Source organism: Mucilaginibacter sp. AK015, assembly GCF_014200785.1.
GTDB lineage: Bacteria > Bacteroidota > Bacteroidia > Sphingobacteriales > Sphingobacteriaceae > Mucilaginibacter.
This window is the reverse complement of record NZ_JACHCV010000001.1, coordinates 403,517-423,662: the sequence shown is the minus strand read 5'-3', so window position 1 is coordinate 423,662 and position 20,146 is coordinate 403,517. Positions and strand designations below refer to the sequence as shown.

Genomic DNA, 20,146 nt, shown 5'->3' with positions numbered 1-20,146 from the left:
TGTGTTATAGTTCAGAATTTTTTCGAAGATTCTACCCTTCCATCCAACAGGTTGATAATACGCGTGCCATATTCGGCGTTTTTTTCGGAGTGGGTTACCTGGATGATGGTAACGCCATCCTCTTTGTTCAGCTTACTGAATAGTTCCATAATTTCCTCACCCTGTTTAGAGTTAAGGTTACCTGTAGGCTCATCCGCTAATAATAATTTGGGTTTGGCAATAAGTGCGCGGGCTATACCAACAAGCTGCTGTTGCCCGCCTGATAGCTGCGCCGGGAAAAGGTCCTTTTTACCGACGATATTAAAACGATCCAACATATCGGCTACCATAGCTTTACGCTCTGATCCTTTTACATCCTGATATATCAAAGGGGTTTCGATGTTCTCATATACTGTAAGCTCATCTATCAGATGATAAGCCTGGAAAACAAACCCGATGTATTGTTTATACAGGGCCGAGCGTTGGCGCTCTTTAAGCTGGTGCACCGCCTGATCTACAAAGTAGTGATAACCATCTGTTGGCTCGTCAAGCATTCCTATTATATTCAGCAGGGTTGACTTGCCCGAACCCGAAGGACCCATAATGGATACAAACTCGCCTTCGTCAACATCCAGACTGATGTCGTTTATAACGAAGTTTTTGTTGCCGCCTACCTGGTAATACTTTGAAATATGCTGGAGTGATAACATTTTTTATAATTTTGTTTAATGAATTATTGAGTTATTTATTGCAATTTCTTAAACTGATTTTGGTATTGACGTATCAATAACATACCAAAGTTATAAATACTTTATTTTCAGCTAATTATATTACAACTTAAAAACTAATACTGTACGCTTCTGTACAGCCTGCGTTCGGTTATGATACAGTTGGTTTTAAAGGTTAGTGGCAGGAGATTAGAGATTAGGTATCCCACATACAAATAGAGGTCAGGCTTTTCAGCCTAACCTCTAATCTCTAATCGTTGATCTCTAATTGATCTATTCGCTCCTCAAACTTTTCACCGGGTTTGAAAGCGCCGCTTTTACAGATTGATAGCTTACTGTTAAAAAAGCTATGAGCGCCGCCATGCCGCCCGCAAGCGCGAATATCCACCATTGTATGCTTACACGGAAGGCGAAATCTTGTAACCAAGTATGCATAGCGTACCAGGCCAATGGCGATGATATAACGATGGCTATAAGTACCAGTTTTATAAAATCGAAGGATATCAGGCCAACTATGCCGGCCACGCTGGCCCCTAAAACTTTGCGGATACCTATTTCTTTTACACGCTGGCGGGTCGAGAACACCGCCAGGCCGAATAAGCCCAGGCAGGATATAAAAATGGTAACAATGGTAAAGGCTGTTAATATCGAACCTGTACGCTGATCGCTTTTATATAACTCTTCAAATTCCTGGTCAAGAAAATGATATTCAAAGGGTTTGTTAGGATAAAAGTTTTTCCATTTGGTTTGTATAGCGGCAATGGTGTTGGCCATATTTTTTCCCGATGTTTTGATAAGCAGCTTACCAAACCACTCATACTCCGGAAATAGCGCTATAGGCGTTATTTCCTGGTGAAGCGACGTAAAATTAAAATCCTTCGCTACGGCTTTTATTTCGCCCATGCGCCCGTTCATCCCAATCTTTTTACCTACAGCTTCGGCAGGTTTCCAGCCCAGTGCTTTTACCGCTGTTTCGTTTAAAATAAAGCTGTAATGGCGCTTTTCGTAATTTTTATCTAACACCTGCTGTTCGTCTCCAAGGTCAAGGTCGTTTCCAGCAACCAATTTTATACCTAAGGTTTTTACAAAGTTCCTTTCGATGGGTATTGCGGTAACCGATAAACTAAAATCGGCGGGCTTACCGTCCGCGCTGTTAATAGAATACCCGCCGCGGACATTCACAGGCGAATCGTAACTGGCGGTAGAAGCCAAAATGCCGCTTTGCTGTTTCAGCTCATTCTTAAATGCTTCGATGTCATTAAACGATATTCCGCCTATATCAAGTACCATTACCTGGTCGCGGTTTATACCGGTGTTTAGATTTTGCATGTACCGTAACTGATTGCTTGCAATTAATGTACTGATGATAAAGAACACCGATACCACAAACTGAAACACTACCAACGACTTGCGCAGCATGTTGCCGCCCGATTGAGTGGACGAATTTCCTTTAAGCGTAACGATAGGTTTAAAAGCCGACAGATATAACGACGGGTAGGTACCGGCCATAAAGGTAACTACTACAAACAACACGACCAAAGCACCAATTAACCAGGAAGTATTCCATGTTTCGATGCTTAATTGCTGGCCGGTAAATACGCTAAACGCAGGCAGGCAAACCATAAGGAGCAGCATACCCACGGCTAACGAAAAAAGCGTGATTATACCGGCTTCAATGATAAACTGGGTAAACAGCTGCCCACGCACAGCGCCCATAACCTTGCGTACCCCGATTTCGCGACCTCGTTCCGCGGAGCGGGCGGTTACCAGGTTAAGGAAGTTTACGCAGGCTAACAACAGCAACACTACTGCCACAACGCCTAAAATGTAAATGTATTTGATGTCTCCGGGTACCTCTAAGCTGTAAAGCGCTTTAGATTTTAAGTGTATACTGGTAAGTGGTTCTAAAGTATAAGTAGTTGTAACGCCGGGCCTGTTTTGTTCCTTTAAGACATTCGCGATATATGCGTCCATCTTTTTTTCTAAAGCTTTGAGATCGGTACCTGGCTTTAATAGCAGATATGAGTAATTACTAGCAGCATTCCACTTTAAATTTTTTGTTCCCGGGTCAAGCGCCGAATTCGCTATCAGGTCGAACTTGATCTGCGAATAAGCAGGCACATCTTGTATAACACCGGTTACCATAAGGTTATTATTGTCATCAACCTTTAGTATTTTACCCATAGGATTTTCAGTGCCAAAATATTTTTTTGCTGTCGACTCGGTTATAATAACTGATGATGGGTCTGATAGTGCCTTAAGCGCACTGCCTTGCAGAAATTTGAACGTAAAGATCTTAAAGAACGATTCATCCGCCAAAAGCATATTTTTCTCAGCAAAAAGCTTATCGCCGTACTTCACCGTTACGGGTCTCTGTCCTGATAAATTAAACACCCGCACCCCATCCTCTATTTCAGAGAACTGCTGCTTGTAAACGGGCACAACCGCCGTTTGTGTAACAGCTAAGTATCGTGCCTCTTTATCATCCGGCGATTTATAGCTGTAAGCTACACGCGCTATCCTATCGGCATTAACGTTGAACCTATCGTACCTTAACTCGTTGATCAGATAGGTAGTTAATAACAGGAAACAACAGATACCCACTGCCAGCCCCGCCATGCTGATGAGCGATGTGGTTTTGTTTTGCAGCAGGTTACGCCATGCGGTTTTTAAATAATTCTTTATCATGATATGGAAATTCTAAAACTCTAAATTCTAAATACTGATTAAACCGGTTAACTCAATATTCGCTATAAACTATTCGCTGCGTAAGCTTTTTACCGGGTTTGCCAGAGCAGCTTTTAGCGCTTGCGACCCTATTGTAATAAGACCAATTATGACAGCGATCGTTGCAGTATATGCAAATATCGTCCAGTCGATGTCTTTACGATAGGCAAATTCCTGAAGCCATTTGTTCATTATCCACCATGCAATTGGGGATGCGATAATAACGGAAACAATTATCAGCTTTAAAAAATCAACGGATAATAAAGAAACAATTGTTTTTACGCTTGCGCCTAATACCTTGCGCACGCCAATTTCTTTGGTGCGCTGCTCGGCACTAAAGGCAGCTAAACCAAACAGCCCAAGGCACGATATCAGGATAGCCACAACAGTAAAATAGCCTACTATACCCGCCAATCTGGTATCGGCCTGATAATTTTTTTGAAAGTCGTCATCAAGAAAGGTATAATCAAACGGATCGTTAGGATCATATTTTTTCCAGCTGGCCTCAATGGTTTTTAACATGTTGCTCATGTTACCTGGCTTGGCATGTATCACCATATAATTATAGCCGCCGGTATTCAGGAAAAAGCCATAAGGCGTTACAGGCAGGTGCAGGTCTTCGTAATGAAAATCTTTAACCACGCCCACAATGGTAAACGCGGTTGTGTTCCCCTGAAAATTGTTCATCACCTTTCTATTAACCGCATCCTTAACATCTGTAAAGCCAAATTCTTTAGCGGCCTTTTCGTTAATAATGATGCTATTAGCAGTATCCGAACCAAACTCCGCTGAGAAAAGTCGCCCTGCAACCGGTTTGATATCCAGCGTTTGTAAAAAATTATTATCTACATAGTTTAAACGTGTGCGCCTTCCTTCGGCAGTGGTTTTTCCCTCGGGGTATAAAAGGTTATCACTTGGATTAAAAACACCCGGGTAGTACGCCGATGCACCGATAGATGCTACCTGGGTGTTTTGCTGTAAGTCGGCCTTAAGGGCGGTGTAAGCAGCTTTAGCGGCTGAAGTGCGTAAAGGCAACACTATTTGCTGATCTTTTGCAAAGCCAAGGTCCGCACTGCGCATGTAACTCATTTGCCTTGCAATAACAACCGATGCCACAATAAGCACCACCGAAATAATAAACTGGAAAACAACCAGTCCTTTTCGCACAGCCACAACGGCAAGAGAGTTGGTTAGCTTGCCTTTTAACACCTTTACCGGGTTAAACGACGACAGGTAAAATGCCGGGTAACTTCCCGCAAGCACGCCTGTAATAAGCGCCATCAATAGAAATTCCAGAAACAATGTGCTGTCTTTACTAAAAGATAATGTAATGTGCTTATCAGCTAAATTATTGAAGAAAGGCAGCAATATTAAGGTAATAGCAATGGCAAATATAAACGCTATCAAGGTCATTAAAACCGATTCGCCCAGGAACTGACGGATCAGCGTAGATTTTTCGGCACCCAAAACCTTCCGTACCCCCACCTCTGATGATCGTTTGGATGAGCGGGCGGTAGAAAGGTTCATGAAGTTGATACAAGCGATGATAAGCGTGAACACGGCTATTGAAAACAGCACGTACAAATAGGTTTTGCTTGCAGGCGGAGTTACATTACTTTCAACCTCGCTGCTCAAATGTATATCATGCAGCGAGATTAGGGATTGTACCTTTTGAAAGCCCATAGCCTTTAGATCTTTGCCCGCGTACTTATCAATAAAGGCTGGCAGTTTGGCCTCAAGGCTGGCAGCATCCGTGCCAGGCCTTAGCAACAGGTATGTATAAAACATATTGTTACTGGCAAAATCATTCCCATTCCGTTTTATAAATCCTTCCATAGCACCACCATTTATCGACAGGAAGAAATTGGCGTTTATGTGCGATGGAACCTTACCCTCGTCGAACACACCGGTTATGGTATAATCCTGTTCGCCGTTAGTGTTGCTGTTAACATGGATAACTTTGCCAAGCGCGGGTTGATCAGCGAAAAGCTTCCGGGCAAGTGTTTTTGAGAGCACAATAGTACGTGGGTTGGTCAAGGCGTTAGCAGGGCTGCCCTCAATAAAGTTATAAGTGAATATTTTGAAAAACGACTGATCGGCAAGGAAACCATTTTGTTCGAGCAAAGATTTACGCTCACCGCTTGCAGGGTTATACTGCAAAATGGTTTTGTCGTCAATAAAAAGCTTTAGCAAGCGCGCAGATTCCAGTACTTCGGGGTACTCCTGCTTTAAAGCGCCCGCCATTGGCGCTGGCGTATTTGGCATTTTCATTCGCTTGTTGCCATTTTGCACAAAAGCGGTTACCACCTGGTAAATATTGGGCCCATTTGTATGTTGGGTATCGTAACTGGTTTCGTATTTAAGATACAGTGCTATCAGCATACAACATGCCAGCCCTACCGATAAACCAAATATGTTGATGAACGAGAAGAACTTGTTCTTCATCATGTTACGCCACCCTATTTTAAAATAATTTTTGATCATGATTGATAAACTTAATTTCTAATCTTAAACTTTACGCCTTAATTTTTGACAACAGTTAAATAAAGCAGGTTACATCTCGCCGCGCCGATGCTCTCTTCTCTGATTAACCAATCCCTATTACTCGCTCCTCAAACTTTTCACCGGGTTGGCTATCGCAGCTTTGATGGATTGAAAACTAATGGTTGCCAAAGCGATAAATACCGATACCAACGCAACAAATACAAACGTTCCCCAGGTTACATTGATACGATAGGCAAAATCCTGCAACCAGCGGTTCATTACGTACCATGCCAGCGGCCAGGCTATCAGGTTTGATATTAGTACGAGTTTTATAAAATGACCCGACAGCAACATCACAATGTTTTGCACCGATGCGCCTAAAACTTTGCGTACGCCTATCTCTTTAATCCGTTTTTCGGCAGAGAATGATGCAAGCCCGAACAAGCCAAGGCACGATATCAGGATGGCCAAACCGGCAAGTATGCCCACTATTTTGCTCACCTGGTCGTCTGCACGGTAAACCTCTGCAAAGTGGTCGTCTAAAAATTGGTATTCAAACGGATAACCCGGTATCAGGCTCTCCCAGGTAGATTTGATATACGCTATAGCCTCTTTTGATTTCCCCGGCTTTATTTTTACCGAAACCGTGCTGAAGCCCCATTCATCCTGATTTACAATAAACAGGTTTTCAACCTTATAGTGCATCGAGTTAAAGTTGAAATTTTTAGCTATACCGGTTATAACCCCAAGCGAATCGTAACCGAACCGCTGACCGATCAACGATTCTTCTGTAGCCTTTGGATGATCTTTCAAAAGCTCTTTGGCCATCGCCTCGTTTATGATATACTCGCGGCCGTTTGCTGACTTTTCGGGAGAGAAATTCTTCCCTAACGCCATTTTAATATTGTACACCTTCAGGTAATCATCATCAACTACAAGCTGTGTAGCAGCCATTTCCCGCGCAGGCGAATTGTTATACTTAAAAGTAACGCCCGATTGGTCTAAGTGGCTGCCCAACTGATCCTGAGATGCGGTAACGCCCGTAACCAAGGTATTGCTTAACAGCGCCTGTTTAAAGACCTGGTACTTTTGCCCCGAGATCCTGTCGAGCGGAATGGTAACCACCTGCTCGCGGGTAAAACCAGGATCTTTTTGCTGCATAAACCTTAACTGTTTTACCACGAAAGCGGTAGCGATCATCAAAAATACGGCGCTTGTAAACTGGCCGATAACCAGCACATTGCGCAGCGTGCCTTTATTTTTGCCGGTATTTACTGATCCCTTTAAAACCTTTACAGGTTGAAAAGACGACAGGAACAATGCCGGGTAAATGCCCGAGATAATACCAACCATTATAGTGCTCAGCAAAATAACCAGCAGGAACGAAGGTTTGCTGAATACCGGCAGCGTTATATCCCGCAGGCTCAGGTGATTTACATACGGCAGAGCCAGTTCTACCAAAATAATGGCCAGCACCAATGCCAGTAACGAAAGCAATATGGTTTCGCTTAAAAATTGCAGGGCCAGCTGCAGCCGGTGCGCGCCAATTGATTTGCGGATACCTACTTCTTTAGCCCTATCTGCCGAACGGGCGGTAGATAAGTTCATGAAGTTGATACACGCTATAATGAGCACAATGAAAGCTATAATAGCAAACAGGTTGGTTGATTTTTGGTCGAATTTTTGGAAGTTCAGGTAATCCAGGCCTATATCCGCAGCTTTAGAATGTACATCTTTCAACGGCAGGTAAAACAACTCGTAATATTTCCAGCCCTCGCCGTTCATGTGTTTTTTTAAGAAGGCAGGCATTTTTGCTTCAAAGGCCCTCAGATCAGTGCCGGGTGTAACTTTAAGATAGGTGTTTAGCCAGTTGCCGCCCCACCTGTCCATCCATTTTTGTTGAATGCCTGGTAACGAATACAAAGCATCAAATTGCAGCTGCGAGTTTTTGGGGCAGTTTTCCATAACGGCAGTTACCGTAAACTTTACCGTATCGCCACCATAATGATTTATAACTTTACCTATCGGGTCTTCCTTACCGAATAACTTTTCGGCGGTTTCCTGTGTAAGGGCTATGCTGTTGGGTTTTTCGATAGCATCTTTTGCGTTACCCTTTATAACCTTAAAATTGAAGATATCCAGAAAGGCCGAGTCGACCGCGAAAACCTGTGGCAAAAACACCCTCGTTTCGCCATTGGTCATCTGGTACTTGCGGTCCCATTTTACGCGAGTGTAGCTTTTTACTTCAGGGAATTCCGCTTTAAGCGCGGGCGCCATCGGAAACATGGATAAGCCTACCTTTTGCGATGCCGCCATCCCCGGGAACTTCTGCACCTCGTTTAACCTGATGATGTTATCGCCATGAAAGTTGTCGAAACTTCTCTCGTACGATACAAACAACAGGATAACTATGCACGCGGCCATTCCAATGGCAAGGCCAACAGTGTTAATAGTTGATGAAACCTTGTTTTTCCAAAGGTTGCGCCAGGCGATCTTAAAATAATTTTTTATCATGATGGTTTAAATTCCAAACGCTAAATGCTAATTATTCACCTCTCTGTACTCACCATTCCACCTTACTCGCTTTTCAAACTTTTTACGGGGTTTACCAGGGCGGCCTTTATAGCCTTGTACCCTACTGTTACCCATGCAATAATGATGGATAAGGCAATAGCCATGGCAAATATGCCCGCACCCGGATGTATTCGATACGTAAAGCCTTGCAGCCATTGCTGCATAAAATACCATGCAACGGGCGCCGAAATAACGAATGATATTAAAATGAGTATGGTAAACTCCCTGGAGAACAGGTATACGATATTTGCTACCGATGCACCCAACGTTTTACGGATGCCTACCTCTTTGGTGCGTTGTACCGCCATAAACGATACCATGCCATACAAGCCCAGGCAGGATATGAAAATGGCTATCCCCGCAAAAATCTTGTAGAGCTGTGACAGCTGACTTTCCTTTCTGTAAAAATTCTCTATTTTCTGATCAAGAAATTTGTGTTCATAGATATTTTCGGGGAATGTTTTTGTCCACAGTTTTTCTATGATGGCGAGTGTGGGCTGCATATTCGTTGGCGAAAGCTTAATGTTTGCTATGCCGTACTGGCCTGTCCAGGCCCCCATAACTACCGGTGGTATCTGTTCCCGTAATGATGTTACGTTGAAATCTTTTACCACGCCAACAATTTTTTGGGTTAAATTTTTATCCCCCCAAATGTTTATGGTTTTGCCAATGGCATCCTTAGGGTTGGTTACGCCAAGGTTCTTTAGAAGAGTCTCGTTAACTACATAGGCGTTTACCGTATCGCTTTGGCTGTACGGGCCGCCGGCAACAAACTTAAGGTTGTACAGTTTAAAATAATCGGCATCGGCCCATTTTAAGTTTACCCTAAATTCGGTTTCTGTGGCGGCATTGTCGTATGTAATAGGTGTGCCCCAATTGGTGTTATCAGACGGGCTGGTAAAGCTATAGCTAAAGCTTTTAACATTTGGTTGTTGTAGTATCTCGTTCCGCAAGGCGGCCATTCTCAGGCGGCTAATGCTGTCGCCGGGCAGGCTTACTGTTACTACCGCGTCTTTATCGAAACCCAAGGGCGAGTTTTTAAAATGGTTTAACTGGCTAATGATGACTAAAGTACCTATTACAAGCACTTGTGCTATGCCAAACTGCACTACCACAAGCGCGCGCCTAAGGGTAATGCCATTGCTCCTTACACCGGTTATTTTGTTTTTTAAGGCGGCTATGGGGTTAAAGCCCGATAGTACCATTGATGGATAAACCCCGGAAAGTAACGTAACCGCAATAAGTACCGCCACTAAAAATGAAATGATAACCGGGTCGTTAACAAAACCGGCGCTTAATCCTATCTCGAGCAGGCCGTTCAAGGCAGGCAAAGCAGCTTCGCTTAACGCTATGGCAAGCAACACAGAAAACAAGGTAATGATGAAAGTTTCGCTTAAAAATTGTAATATGAGCTGTCTGCGCTTGCTTCCCAAGACTTTCCTTATACCTACTTCTTTCGATCGGTTAACGGCCTGTGCTGTGGCCAGGTTAATAAAGTTAACGCAGGCTATCACCAGTAAAAACACCCCGATAAGGCTTAATGTCCTGATCATATCCTTGCTAAATACCTGGCCGTTGAATAGCCCTGTACGGGTATCAAAATGCATCTCGGTTAAAGGCTGTAATAAAAACGCTTCGCGTTTTGCTTCGTCAGGGCGGTGTTTTTTTATAAACGGTACCAGTTGTTTGTTAAACTGCGCTTCGCTAACGTTAGCGGGCAGCACAACAAAACAATTATGCGATCCAAAATTACTGCCCCAATCCTCCAGGTTGTTCTTATAGTCGGTTTGTTTAATGGTTGCGTACGATATAGCTATATTAACAGGCAAATCGGTATTTACAGGCAAGTCCTGCAGTATCCCCGTAACTTTAAGGTCTATCTTATTTTCATAAGTGATGGTTTTACCCATCGCGTTTTCCCAATTACCAAAAAATTTCCTGGCCATGCGTTGGGTAAGGACGACAGTGTTGGGCTCGGTTAACGCTGTTTTTTTGTTTCCGGTAACCCAGGTAAAATCAAACACGTTAAAAAATTCGGCGTCGGTAATATAAAGATCGTCCTCTTTAAACCTTTTTATCTGTCCGGCGGCATCTTTAACACTTAGTTGCTTGCCGTCATCATTAATAACCGATGTCACCAGCGGCAATTGTGGAAAATCGATCCGGAGGTCCTTTTCTATGGGGAAAGGCAAACCAGACCTAAACTTAACACCTTCGGACGATGTGCGCTTATTCAACACCCGGTAAATACGGTCCTTTTTAGTGTGATAGGTATCAAAGCCGGTTTCAAAATGTATCACTAAAAATATAAGCAAACAGGCAGCTATGCCAATGGCCAGGCCTGTAATGTTTATAATAGTATAGCTTTTGTTACGAAGCAAACTGCGCCAGGCGGTCTTAAAATAATTTTTGATCATAATTGTTGAAATTCGAAATCGTATACGCTAAATCCTAAATTCTAAACGCTAAATCCTAAACCCTAATTCAGGCTATCACTTCTACTGCTAACTACTCACCACTCACCATTATTCGCTTCGTAAGCTCTTAACCGGGTTTACCATAGCTGCCCTTAATGCTTTGTAACCAACAGTTAACCATGCTATAGCTATTGACGAAACAATAGCCAGCACAAATACGCCGGCCGTAAGCGGTATGCGGTAAGCAAAGTTTTGTAACCAGCCCGACATGATATACCATGCCAATGGCATAGCTATTAAGAATGCTACAGAAATTAGTATCATAAATTCTTTGGAGAACAGCAACACGATATTGAATACCGAAGCCCCTAATACTTTGCGTACACCTACTTCTTTGGTGCGTTGTACTGCCATAAAGGATACCAGGCCATATAAGCCAAGGCATGAAATAAATATGGCTATAGCCGCAAATATTTTGTAAACCAAAGCCAGTTGGTTTTCCTGCCTGTAAAACTGCGCTATATTCTCATCAAGGAAATAACCATTATAGGCATATTCAGGGTAAGTTTTTTCCCAAAGCTGCTGTATGTCCTTAACAGTTTTGCTTAAGTTTTTTGTCTGGATCTTGACCGCCACCTGCGACCAATTTGATTTTGCAGAGGTGATAAAAGTTGGTTTAACAGCGTCGCGTAACGAGTTGGTTTTAAAATCTTTCACAACGCCGGTTATAGGCATCCAGCGGCCGCTGCCTATTTTTATGGTTTTACCTATTGCCTCTTCTGCATTACGGATGCCTAATTTGTGCACCAGCGTTTCGTTAACTACTGCCTGGCGGGCCGTGTCGCTTTCGTCATAGCCTTTACCCGCAGCAAACTTCAGTCCGAACGTTTTGAAATAATCCGCATCGGCGAATTTTAAAAAAACGGTAAACGATACATCTTTTGGAGAGCCGTCAAAGTAAAAATTTGATCCCCAGTTATTTTCGGATGATGGCGCATCCGAGGCGAAACTCGTAGCCTTTACATTGGGGTTTTGCAGTATTTGCTGTTTAAATGAATTTACTTTGCTTAGGCTAACGCTATCGGTATAGCCTGGGATAACCAATACGGCGTTTTTATTAAAGCCAAGGTCGGCTTCGTTTACAAAGTTCATTTGGTTTACCGCTACAATGGTCCCGATGATAAGTAACTGGGCAATGGCAAACTGGGCTACCACCAGGGCGCGGCGTAAGGGTATGCCGCCAATTGATGCAGCGGTTATTTTATTTTTTAATGCAGCCACGGGTTTAAAGCCCGAGATTACCAACGCCGGATAAATACCCGATAGCACTATTACTGCCAGCATGGTACATACCAAAAATATAGCCGTATCTGTATTTATCAGACCAATATCATCAGGTACGCTTGAGATATTTTTAAGATAGGGTAAAGCTATTTTTGCTATAACCACTGCCAATATCACCGAAAATGCAATAACCAGCGTAGTTTCGCCAATTACCTGCGCCACCAGTTGTTTGCGCGTGCTACCCAAGACCTTACGGATGCCAACCTCTTTTGAGCGCCCAACCGATTGCGCTGTTGAAAGGTTGATGAAGTTGATAGACGCCATTAGGATGATCAAAATAGCGATAAAGGTTAGCGTACTGATGGTTGCCTTACTGGTAGAATGGTCGCCAAGTGTATTGCCTATCAGCGTATCAAAGTGCATTTCGGCAAGTGGCTGCGCCAGATGCGTACGCGCAGCACGTTTATCAGTCAGGTTCTTTTTGGTGAAGCCCACCAGCTGCGCCTCGAATTTTTGGCGGCTTAGGTTTCGGGGTAGTTGTAAAAATATCTGGTGATTACTGCTGATAGATCCCCAGTCGTTATTGTAGCTGTATGTTTTACCGCTTTGTTTCCAGGTGATGTACGATACCATTATTTTTAAGGGTATATCGCTGTTACTTGGCGCATCTTCAACTATACCGGCAACCCGTAAGGTTAAGGTGTTATCCATTTTAATGGTTTTACCCATTGCCGTATTCCAATCGCCGAAATATTTTGTGGCAATAGCTTTGGTAATAACAACCATATTGGGCTGCGAAAGCACTTCTTTAGAACCGTTGAGCCACCTGGTTTGAAAAATATCGAAGAACTGCGGTTCCATAAAGAAAACCCCGATAGGCTCAATAAACTTCTTATCGTCCGTGCCGGATACGGTCATCTGGCTCCCGTAGCTTGATGTTAAAGCGGCAAATTTTACCTGCGGAAAATCAATCCTTAAGGCATCAAGCGCCGGCACAGATACGCCCGGGTTATAGTTTATGCCATCTTCAGCCGTTTGTTTGGTAACCAGGTGGTAGATGTCATCAAAGTTTTTATTGAATTTATTAAAGCTAAGTTCAAATTTGAGGATAACAAATATGAGCAGACAGGCGCCAATGCCTACGCTTAAGCCCGAAATGTTGATTATAGAGTGCGCCTTATGACGGACGATATTCCTCCAGGCAATTTTGAAGTAATTTTTTAACATAATTATGGCAATATGTTTTATAACAGTTAAAACATATACCAAATTAGTAAGTATCTAATAACCAGATTATTATAAAGATATACAAGCGTACTATATGTACGTAAGCGTAACAGTACCTGTTCGGTTATGATACAGTCTGACAAGTTAAAAGTCGAAAGTCTTAGTCCAAAGTATAAATAGCGACTTTAGACTAAGGCTTTCGACTATAGACTTTTTAAAACCCAAAATGCCTGATATAAGTATCCAGGTCCTTATCCCCCCTGCCCGACAGGCATATTACCACGGTATCGTTTTTTTGGAAGGTCATTTTTTCGAGATAAGCAAGCGCGTGCGCAGTTTCAATAGCCGGAATAATGCCCTCCATTTGCGAGCATAACAGGCCGGCATTCAGGGCTTCGTCATCGGTGATGCTTACATATTTGGCGCGGTTTATTTTGTACAGGTGCGCGTGCTGGGGGCCTATGCCCGGGTAATCCAGCCCGGCAGATATCGAATAAGGTTCTTCTACCTGCCCGTCGGCCGTTTGCATCAATATGGTGCGGCTGCCGTGTAATACGCCTTCTTTTCCCAAAAATGTGGTTGCAGCCGAGTGTCCGCTGTTAACCCCTTTGCCTGCTGCCTCAACCGCCACCAGTTTTACATCTTCGTCGTCTAAAAAATGATAGAACATGCCCATGGCATTACTGCCGCCGCCCACACAAGCCAGGGCGTATTGAGGCAATTCGCTGCCGGTTTGATCCAATAGCTGTTTTTTTGTTTCGGCAGAAATTACCGACTGGAACCTTGCCACCATATCAGGGTATGGATACGGCCCTACTACCGAACCGATAATGTAGTGGGTATCAACCGGGTTCCCTATCCAATCGCGCAGGGCCTCGTTGGTGGCATCCTTCAACGTTTTGCTACCCGACGTTGCAGGTACTACCCTGGCGCCCAGCATTTTCATACGTGCCACATTCGGGGCCTGGCGCTCCATGTCAATCTCGCCCATGTAAACAATGCATTCAATACCTTTCAGGGCGCAAACCGTAGCCGTTGCTACCCCGTGCTGACCGGCGCCTGTTTCGGCGATGATGCGCTTTTTGCCCAAACGCTGTGCAAGCAATATCTGCCCTATGGCATTGTTTATTTTGTGCGAACCGGTGTGGTTCAGGTCTTCGCGCTTAAAAAAAACGTTGGCCCCATATTTCTCAGAATATCTTTTAGCATGATACAACGGGGATGGCCTGCCCACATAGTCTTTTAACAACTGGTCAAACTCTGCGATAAAGCCGGGGTCGCTTATTATTTTGATGTATTCCTGCCTTAACTCTTCAACATTAGGATACAGCATTTCGGGGATATATGCACCGCCAAAATCCCCGTAATAGCCTTGTTCGTTAACTCCGTACTTCATTGTTGTTAAATGTATTTATCGTAGTAAATGCTTGTGTTAGTTTATTTATATCTTTTAATGCTGGCGATACCTCGAATTTGCTGTTCAGGTCTACCCCATAAAATGCGGGGTGTTTTATCTGCTTTACTTCTTCCAGGTTGTCTAAACTTAATCCTCCCGATAAAAGGAAAGGCACATCCAGTGTATATTTATCGAGAATAGTCCAGTCAAACGTTTCCCCCGAACCGCCATACGCAACCGTTTTGGTATCGAACAGGAAATAATTCACATTGTTCTGATATGCCCTTAATTGTGTAAAGTCAAAATTTTCGTCTACACCAAATGCTTTTATCACCTCTACCTCGTGTTTAAACATCCCGCAAAATTCCGGGCTTTCACTGCCGTGGAGCTGTATAGCGTCGAACTTATACTTATATATCAATTTACTGATGCTGTCTGCATCCTCATTTACAAAGACGCCAACTTTAGCAATATCTGTAGAAATATTTACCAGTTCATCATCCTCCATTGCGCCAATAAAACGCGCCGACCTATCATAGCAAATAAAGCCCATATAATCAGGCCTTATACCGGCAACAGCCTTAATGTTATCACTATCCCTTAATCCGCAAACTTTAATTTTCATTTTAATTAGCTATTAACGCTTTAAAGCTGCCCAGTGCTTTTTTGCTTATCAGCGATTCTTCGGCTTCGTAAAAGCAATCGGCAAAGCTTTTTTGCGGATGAATGGTTTTAATTGCCATAGCGGCGTTGCTTAAAACCACGCTGGCGTGGGCAATCGTAGCGTCATCATTCAATACCTTCATAAATATATCCGCTGAATCGCTTACCGTATGCCCGCCGGTTATTTCATCTTCGTTTAGTTTGCCAAAACCAAGGCTTTCAATGCTATTTATTTTCTCGCCTTCGGCCGAAAATGTTTTGAAATCGCAGGTGAGCGATATTTCATCATAACCGTCCAGCGCGTTCAGTATGGTATATTTTACCTCTGACTTTTGATACAGGTAAGCATATACCCTTGCCAGTTCAAGGTTAAACACCCCCACCATTTGGTTTTGCGGCTTAGCAGGGTTTACCAACGGGCCAAGCATATTAAAAAATGTTTTTACGCCAAGCTCGCGGCGTATTGGCGCCACGGTTTTCATGGCCGGATGAAACATGGGCGCGTGCAGAAAGCAGATATTAGCCTTATCGATGCTGCGTTTCAATGCATCGGTGTTGTTGGTGAACACGTAACCCAGGTGCTCCATTACGTTTGACGATCCGCAGCCCGAAGAAACGCCATAATTGCCGTGCTTGGCAACCTTATATCCTGCACCGGCTACCACAAATGATGCAAGTGTTGATATATTAAAAGTATCCTTACCATCACCACCGGTGCCGCAAAGGTCTATCAGTTCGCCGGTTTGCAGGTCAACCGGCAGGCAAAGTTCCAGCATTGCATCGCGGAAACCCTCCAGCTCGTTAACCGTAATGCTGCGCATGCAATACGCCGTCATAAAAGCGGCCATTTGCGAGTTATTGTATTTACCCAGCGCTATATTCATCAAAATTTCTTTCGACTGTTCGCGGGTAAATGTCTTATGTTCAAAAAGGTGGTTAAGTATCTGTTTCATAATAGGCCATAAAAAAAGGGTCGCCGTATTGGCAACCCTTCTGTATATTTATCAAAAACAAAAAATGAGGCTGCCTTACGAATTCTCGTTAAGCCACCACCAATTGTTGTTTAATATCTGCACTTTCATATTGTTAAGGCAAATATGGAAATTGTTTTCGCCAAAAGCAAGCATAATAATATTTTTACGCAGCAATTAGTGAATATTGAATTATCGGTTACAATCCAAAATATCAGGCTGTTCATAAATCAATAAGCCAGTCTAATCACTAAATAACCATGGCTATACGCAAACAACATATCAACCCCGAGAACGATCTTGGCTTCGGACCTCAGCCGGTGATCAAAAACCAGCCGCTTATTAATAAAGATGGTTCCGTAAATGTAAAGCGCAGGGGCTTATCGAGGTTTAATACTGCGGATACCTATCACACGCTCATTAAGATGAGCTGGGCAAGGTTTTGGGTAGTGGTACTCAGCGGATATTTGATCGCTAACCTGTTTTTTGCATCTATTTATGTATTGATAGGGATGGATAGCCTGGATGGCGCATCAGCGCATAACCAGATGAGCCATATGCTTGACGCATTCTTTTTTTCGGCGCAAACCATATCTACGGTGGGTTATGGGCATATCAGCCCGCGCGGCGTGATAGCCAACAGCGTGGCCGCCTTCGAGTCGATGATTGGTTTGCTGGCCTTTGCGCTGGCTACCGGCTTGCTTTACGGGCGTTTTTCAAAACCATCAGCAAAAATAGTTTACAGCGAAAATATGGTGGTTGCCCCATACGGCGACAATGGCCGGGGATTGATGTTCAGGTTGGCCAATATCCGTAAAAACGTGCTGATAGATCTGGATATACAGGTCATTTTCTCGTATAACGAAGTTGTTGACGGCAAACCCATACGCCGTTTTTTCCCTTTAGAACTTGAGCGTAAATATGTGAGCCTGCTTACCCTCAACTGGACCATTGTGCATCCGCTTGATGCCAACAGCCCGCTGATTGATATGATATATGAGGATCTGGAAACTTACCAGGCGAGCTTTTCGGTATTGCTGAAAGCGTTTGATGATACTTTTTCGCAAACGGTGCATTCGCGTACATCCTACATAGCGCAGGATATGGTTTGGAACGCCAAATTTGTGCCTATGTTTACCCGCGATGAAGATGGCAGGATAGAACTGGATATGGGTAAAATAAGTGAATTTGATATGGTTGAATAACATTGTCATTTCGAACGAGCATCGCGAAGAGAATTTTTACAGGCGATAAAAATTGCAATTAAAGCTGGGCGTAGAAGATTTCCGTCGCTCCACCGCGCTAAGCCGACCTCGTGCTCCCTCGAAATGACAGTTGGCTATTTTAACAACGCGTTCTTCTCCCTCGCGAAAATTTTGAACACCTGCTTATCTAAAAAGGCAGGCCAAAATTTGCTCAGGAAAACGGTTAGCTTGCCTTGTAAGGTCATGATCAAAGTACGGTCGCGATTCTCTACACCGTCGGCTATTATTCGGGCGACCTCTTCAGCGGTCATCATTTTAGCTTCTTCTAATGTGCTTTCGCCCTGTTGTACACCATTTTTATCAAGGGCAGTGTTGCGGATATTTGACGAGGTAAAGCCGGGGCATGCCAGCATAATATGTACGCCCGTCCTCAAATTTTCAACTCTCAAGGCATCCATGAAACCATTTAAAGCAAATTTTGAAGCCGAGTAACCCGAGCGTCCGGGTAAGCCTTTATAGCCGGCTATCGACGATACGCCTACAATGCTGCCTTTAGTTGCCGTAATAGCCGGCAGGGCGTATTTGGTGCAATACACGGCACCCCAAAAATTAACGTCCATTACGGTTTTTAAAACGGCCAGGTCTACATCGTTAAATAGCGCTCGCATGGATATGCCCGCGTTGTTAACCAGCACATCTATTTTTCCAAAAGTAAATTGAGCCTGTTTAATAAGTGCAGCGCACTCCTCCTCCACAGTTACATCGCATTGTACGGCAATGGCCTTAATGGCATAATCTGTTTGCAGCGTTTGGGCTATATGGCAAAGGGTAACATACTGGCGGGAAGCTAATACCAGATTGGCGCCGCGCCGGGCAAACTCTATGGCAAGGGCTTTGCCTATACCCGAAGACGCGCCTGTGATGATTACAACCTTATCTTTCAATTTCATATTTCGGTGCGAACATCTGCGGGATAGCCGGAATTTTTATTTCGGGCATGTGGAGCAAATATTTGGCAGCGAATATAATCATAGCACCATAAAAATGCCTGATATAGCTCCAGGTAAATTTAGAGCGTAACCTGGTATTAAAGCTGAGTATGTAGGTTTTGGGGAAATAATAATTTTTGTACCCCGCCAGGCGGATACGGAATGAAAGATCGATATCATGACCAAACTTTACAAACCGCTCGTCAAAGTCGCCAACATGGTTCACTACCGACCGGCGCAACAACATAAATGCACCATTTATCACGTCAACTTCCGTAGTTGCAAACTCCTCATCTTCTACCCAATCATCATCGTTTTTATACAAGCGCGATTTTGGGAAGTGTTTGGCCAGGCCAGTTAATTTCAGCAAACCACCCCAGGCACGCGAAAACCCGGTTCTGGATTCGGAAATAAATTTGCCGCGCGGACTTAACATACGCACACCTACACCACCCGCATCGTTATGGGCGTCCATAAACTTAAGCACGTGCTCTACGGTTTTTTTGCCGCTAATAGTATCCGCATTGACCAGTAAAACATACTCGCCCTTGGCTTCTTCAATCCCCTGGTTACGGGCTTTTGCCACGCCGGCATGATGCTGATTAACAATTAATTTGGCGTGGGGAAACTCATTACCAAGCATCGCCACCGACTTGTCTGCAGATGCATCGTCAACCACAATCAGCTCATAATCAATATCACGGCAAGCTCTATTTAAAGTAAATAATGCTTGCCTTAATTTGTTGCACATATTGTGATTAACAACTATAACAGAAAGTTTCATAAGCTATCAGGATAATGAATTCTCGTACGGTACACGGGTTACGATAGATCGTCCTAACGTAATCTCGTCCACGTACTCTAATTCACCTCCAAAAGCTATGCCACGGGCAATAGTTGAGATATTTATTTCAAAAAGCTTTAAGCGTTTATGCAGGTAGAAAATGGTGGTATCGCCTTCCATGGTTGCGCTAAGGGCAAAAATAACTTCTTTCACTTCGCCGCCCTTTAGCCGCTCTACCAGGGTATCCACCTCCAGGTCGGCGGGGCCAATGCCATCCATAGGCGATATTAAGCCGCCCAAAACATGGTAAACACCATTATACTGGCTGGTATTTTCAATAGCCATTACATCGCGGGTGTCTTCTACCACGCATATCAGGCTATGGTCGCGTTTGTATGACGAACATATCTCGCATACCTGCTGGTCGGATATGTTATGACAGGTTTGGCAAAACTGTATCTCGTTGCGTAATTTACTGATGGCGGTGCTGAATTTTTGCACTTCTTCCTTATCGCGGTTAAGCAAATGCAATACTAACCGCAATGCGGTTTTTTGACCGACGCCCGGCAGCTTCGCAAATTCGGCAACAGCATCCTCCAGCAATTTAGATGAAAAATTCATTAGGCGAATTTACGGATTTTTGTAGGAATTTGTTATGCTGAACCGTAGTGAAGCATTTGATTGAACAACTTAGGCATTTGTATGTACCCTGCTGTCC

The 20,146-nt window shown here is 43.7% G+C and carries 13 protein-coding genes; 1 reads left to right on the top strand and 12 read right to left on the bottom strand.

What is annotated here, in order from left to right:
* Positions 1 to 11: 11 nt before the first annotated feature.
* The 9 genes from HDC91_RS01695 to trpD form a co-directional block, all read right to left on the bottom strand.
* Positions 12 to 689: an ABC transporter ATP-binding protein gene (locus tag HDC91_RS01695; protein WP_162432528.1), complete on the bottom strand. Its 678-nt coding sequence runs from the start codon at positions 687 to 689 to the stop codon at positions 12 to 14.
* 291 nt (positions 690 to 980) lie between these two features.
* The gene (locus HDC91_RS01690) at positions 981 to 3,395 is read right to left on the bottom strand and encodes an ABC transporter permease (RefSeq protein WP_183547900.1); all 2,415 of its coding nucleotides are present in this window, start codon (positions 3,393 to 3,395) and stop codon (positions 981 to 983) included.
* Positions 3,396 to 3,464: 69 nt separating this feature from the next.
* On the bottom strand, positions 3,465 to 5,918 hold the full coding sequence (locus tag HDC91_RS01685; RefSeq protein WP_183547898.1) for an ABC transporter permease: 2,454 nt from the start codon (positions 5,916 to 5,918) through the stop codon (positions 3,465 to 3,467).
* Between the two features lie 117 nt (positions 5,919 to 6,035).
* Complete coding sequence (locus HDC91_RS01680) at positions 6,036 to 8,432, bottom strand: ABC transporter permease (RefSeq protein WP_183547896.1); 2,397 nt, start codon at positions 8,430 to 8,432, stop codon at positions 6,036 to 6,038.
* A gap of 62 nt (positions 8,433 to 8,494) precedes the next feature.
* Positions 8,495 to 10,909 carry an ABC transporter permease gene (locus HDC91_RS01675; protein ID WP_183547894.1) on the bottom strand — a complete coding sequence of 805 codons (2,415 nt, stop codon included), beginning with the start codon at positions 10,907 to 10,909 and terminating at the stop codon, positions 8,495 to 8,497.
* 108 nt (positions 10,910 to 11,017) lie between these two features.
* Complete coding sequence (locus HDC91_RS01670; protein WP_183547892.1) at positions 11,018 to 13,420, bottom strand: ABC transporter permease; 2,403 nt, start codon at positions 13,418 to 13,420, stop codon at positions 11,018 to 11,020.
* A gap of 214 nt (positions 13,421 to 13,634) precedes the next feature.
* Positions 13,635 to 14,816 carry a tryptophan synthase subunit beta gene (gene trpB / locus HDC91_RS01665; RefSeq protein WP_183547889.1) on the bottom strand — a complete coding sequence of 394 codons (1,182 nt, stop codon included), beginning with the start codon at positions 14,814 to 14,816 and terminating at the stop codon, positions 13,635 to 13,637.
* Positions 14,800 to 15,441: a phosphoribosylanthranilate isomerase gene (locus HDC91_RS01660; protein WP_183547887.1), complete on the bottom strand. Its 642-nt coding sequence runs from the start codon at positions 15,439 to 15,441 to the stop codon at positions 14,800 to 14,802. The genes trpB and HDC91_RS01660 overlap by 17 nt, the downstream gene beginning before the upstream one ends.
* 1 nt (position 15,442) lies before the next feature.
* Positions 15,443 to 16,432, bottom strand: coding sequence for an anthranilate phosphoribosyltransferase (trpD, locus tag HDC91_RS01655; RefSeq protein ID WP_183547885.1), 990 nt, complete (start codon positions 16,430 to 16,432; stop codon positions 15,443 to 15,445).
* A gap of 278 nt (positions 16,433 to 16,710) precedes the next feature.
* Here trpD and HDC91_RS01650 point away from each other — a divergent pair, with 278 nt between their 5' ends.
* Positions 16,711 to 17,655, top strand: coding sequence for an ion channel (locus HDC91_RS01650; RefSeq protein ID WP_183547884.1), 945 nt, complete (start codon positions 16,711 to 16,713; stop codon positions 17,653 to 17,655).
* Positions 17,656 to 17,789: 134 nt separating this feature from the next.
* Here HDC91_RS01650 and HDC91_RS01645 read toward each other — a convergent pair whose 3' ends face one another.
* The 3 genes from HDC91_RS01645 to recR are packed head-to-tail and all read right to left on the bottom strand — an operon-like array spanning position 17,790 to position 20,049.
* Entirely contained in the window at positions 17,790 to 18,605 is an 816-nt protein-coding gene (locus HDC91_RS01645) for an SDR family oxidoreductase (RefSeq protein WP_183547882.1), read from the bottom strand.
* Positions 18,589 to 19,428: a glycosyltransferase family 2 protein gene (locus HDC91_RS01640; protein WP_183547880.1), complete on the bottom strand. Its 840-nt coding sequence runs from the start codon at positions 19,426 to 19,428 to the stop codon at positions 18,589 to 18,591. The genes HDC91_RS01645 and HDC91_RS01640 overlap by 17 nt, the downstream gene beginning before the upstream one ends.
* Before the next feature lie 6 nt (positions 19,429 to 19,434).
* Complete coding sequence (gene recR, locus HDC91_RS01635) at positions 19,435 to 20,049, bottom strand: recombination mediator RecR (protein WP_183547878.1); 615 nt, start codon at positions 20,047 to 20,049, stop codon at positions 19,435 to 19,437.
* Positions 20,050 to 20,146: the final 97 nt, after the last annotated feature.

What these genes read in the sequence shown, in the direction of transcription:
- HDC91_RS01695 (WP_162432528.1), bottom strand. Translation starts at nt 689, where the DNA reads ATGTTATCACTCCAGCATATTTCAAAGTATTACCAGGTAGGCGGCAAC.
- HDC91_RS01690 (WP_183547900.1), bottom strand. Translation starts at nt 3,395, where the DNA reads ATGATAAAGAATTATTTAAAAACCGCATGGCGTAACCTGCTGCAAAAC.
- HDC91_RS01685 (WP_183547898.1), bottom strand. Translation starts at nt 5,918, where the DNA reads ATGATCAAAAATTATTTTAAAATAGGGTGGCGTAACATGATGAAGAAC.
- HDC91_RS01680 (WP_183547896.1), bottom strand. Translation starts at nt 8,432, where the DNA reads ATGATAAAAAATTATTTTAAGATCGCCTGGCGCAACCTTTGGAAAAAC.
- HDC91_RS01675 (WP_183547894.1), bottom strand. Translation starts at nt 10,909, where the DNA reads ATGATCAAAAATTATTTTAAGACCGCCTGGCGCAGTTTGCTTCGTAAC.
- HDC91_RS01670 (WP_183547892.1), bottom strand. Translation starts at nt 13,420, where the DNA reads ATGTTAAAAAATTACTTCAAAATTGCCTGGAGGAATATCGTCCGTCAT.
- trpB (WP_183547889.1), bottom strand. Translation starts at nt 14,816, where the DNA reads ATGAAGTACGGAGTTAACGAACAAGGCTATTACGGGGATTTTGGCGGT.
- HDC91_RS01660 (WP_183547887.1), bottom strand. Translation starts at nt 15,441, where the DNA reads ATGAAAATTAAAGTTTGCGGATTAAGGGATAGTGATAACATTAAGGCT.
- trpD (WP_183547885.1), bottom strand. Translation starts at nt 16,432, where the DNA reads ATGAAACAGATACTTAACCACCTTTTTGAACATAAGACATTTACCCGC.
- HDC91_RS01650 (WP_183547884.1), top strand. Translation starts at nt 16,711, where the DNA reads ATGGCTATACGCAAACAACATATCAACCCCGAGAACGATCTTGGCTTC.
- HDC91_RS01645 (WP_183547882.1), bottom strand. Translation starts at nt 18,605, where the DNA reads ATGAAATTGAAAGATAAGGTTGTAATCATCACAGGCGCGTCTTCGGGT.
- HDC91_RS01640 (WP_183547880.1), bottom strand. Translation starts at nt 19,428, where the DNA reads ATGAAACTTTCTGTTATAGTTGTTAATCACAATATGTGCAACAAATTA.
- recR (WP_183547878.1), bottom strand. Translation starts at nt 20,049, where the DNA reads ATGAATTTTTCATCTAAATTGCTGGAGGATGCTGTTGCCGAATTTGCG.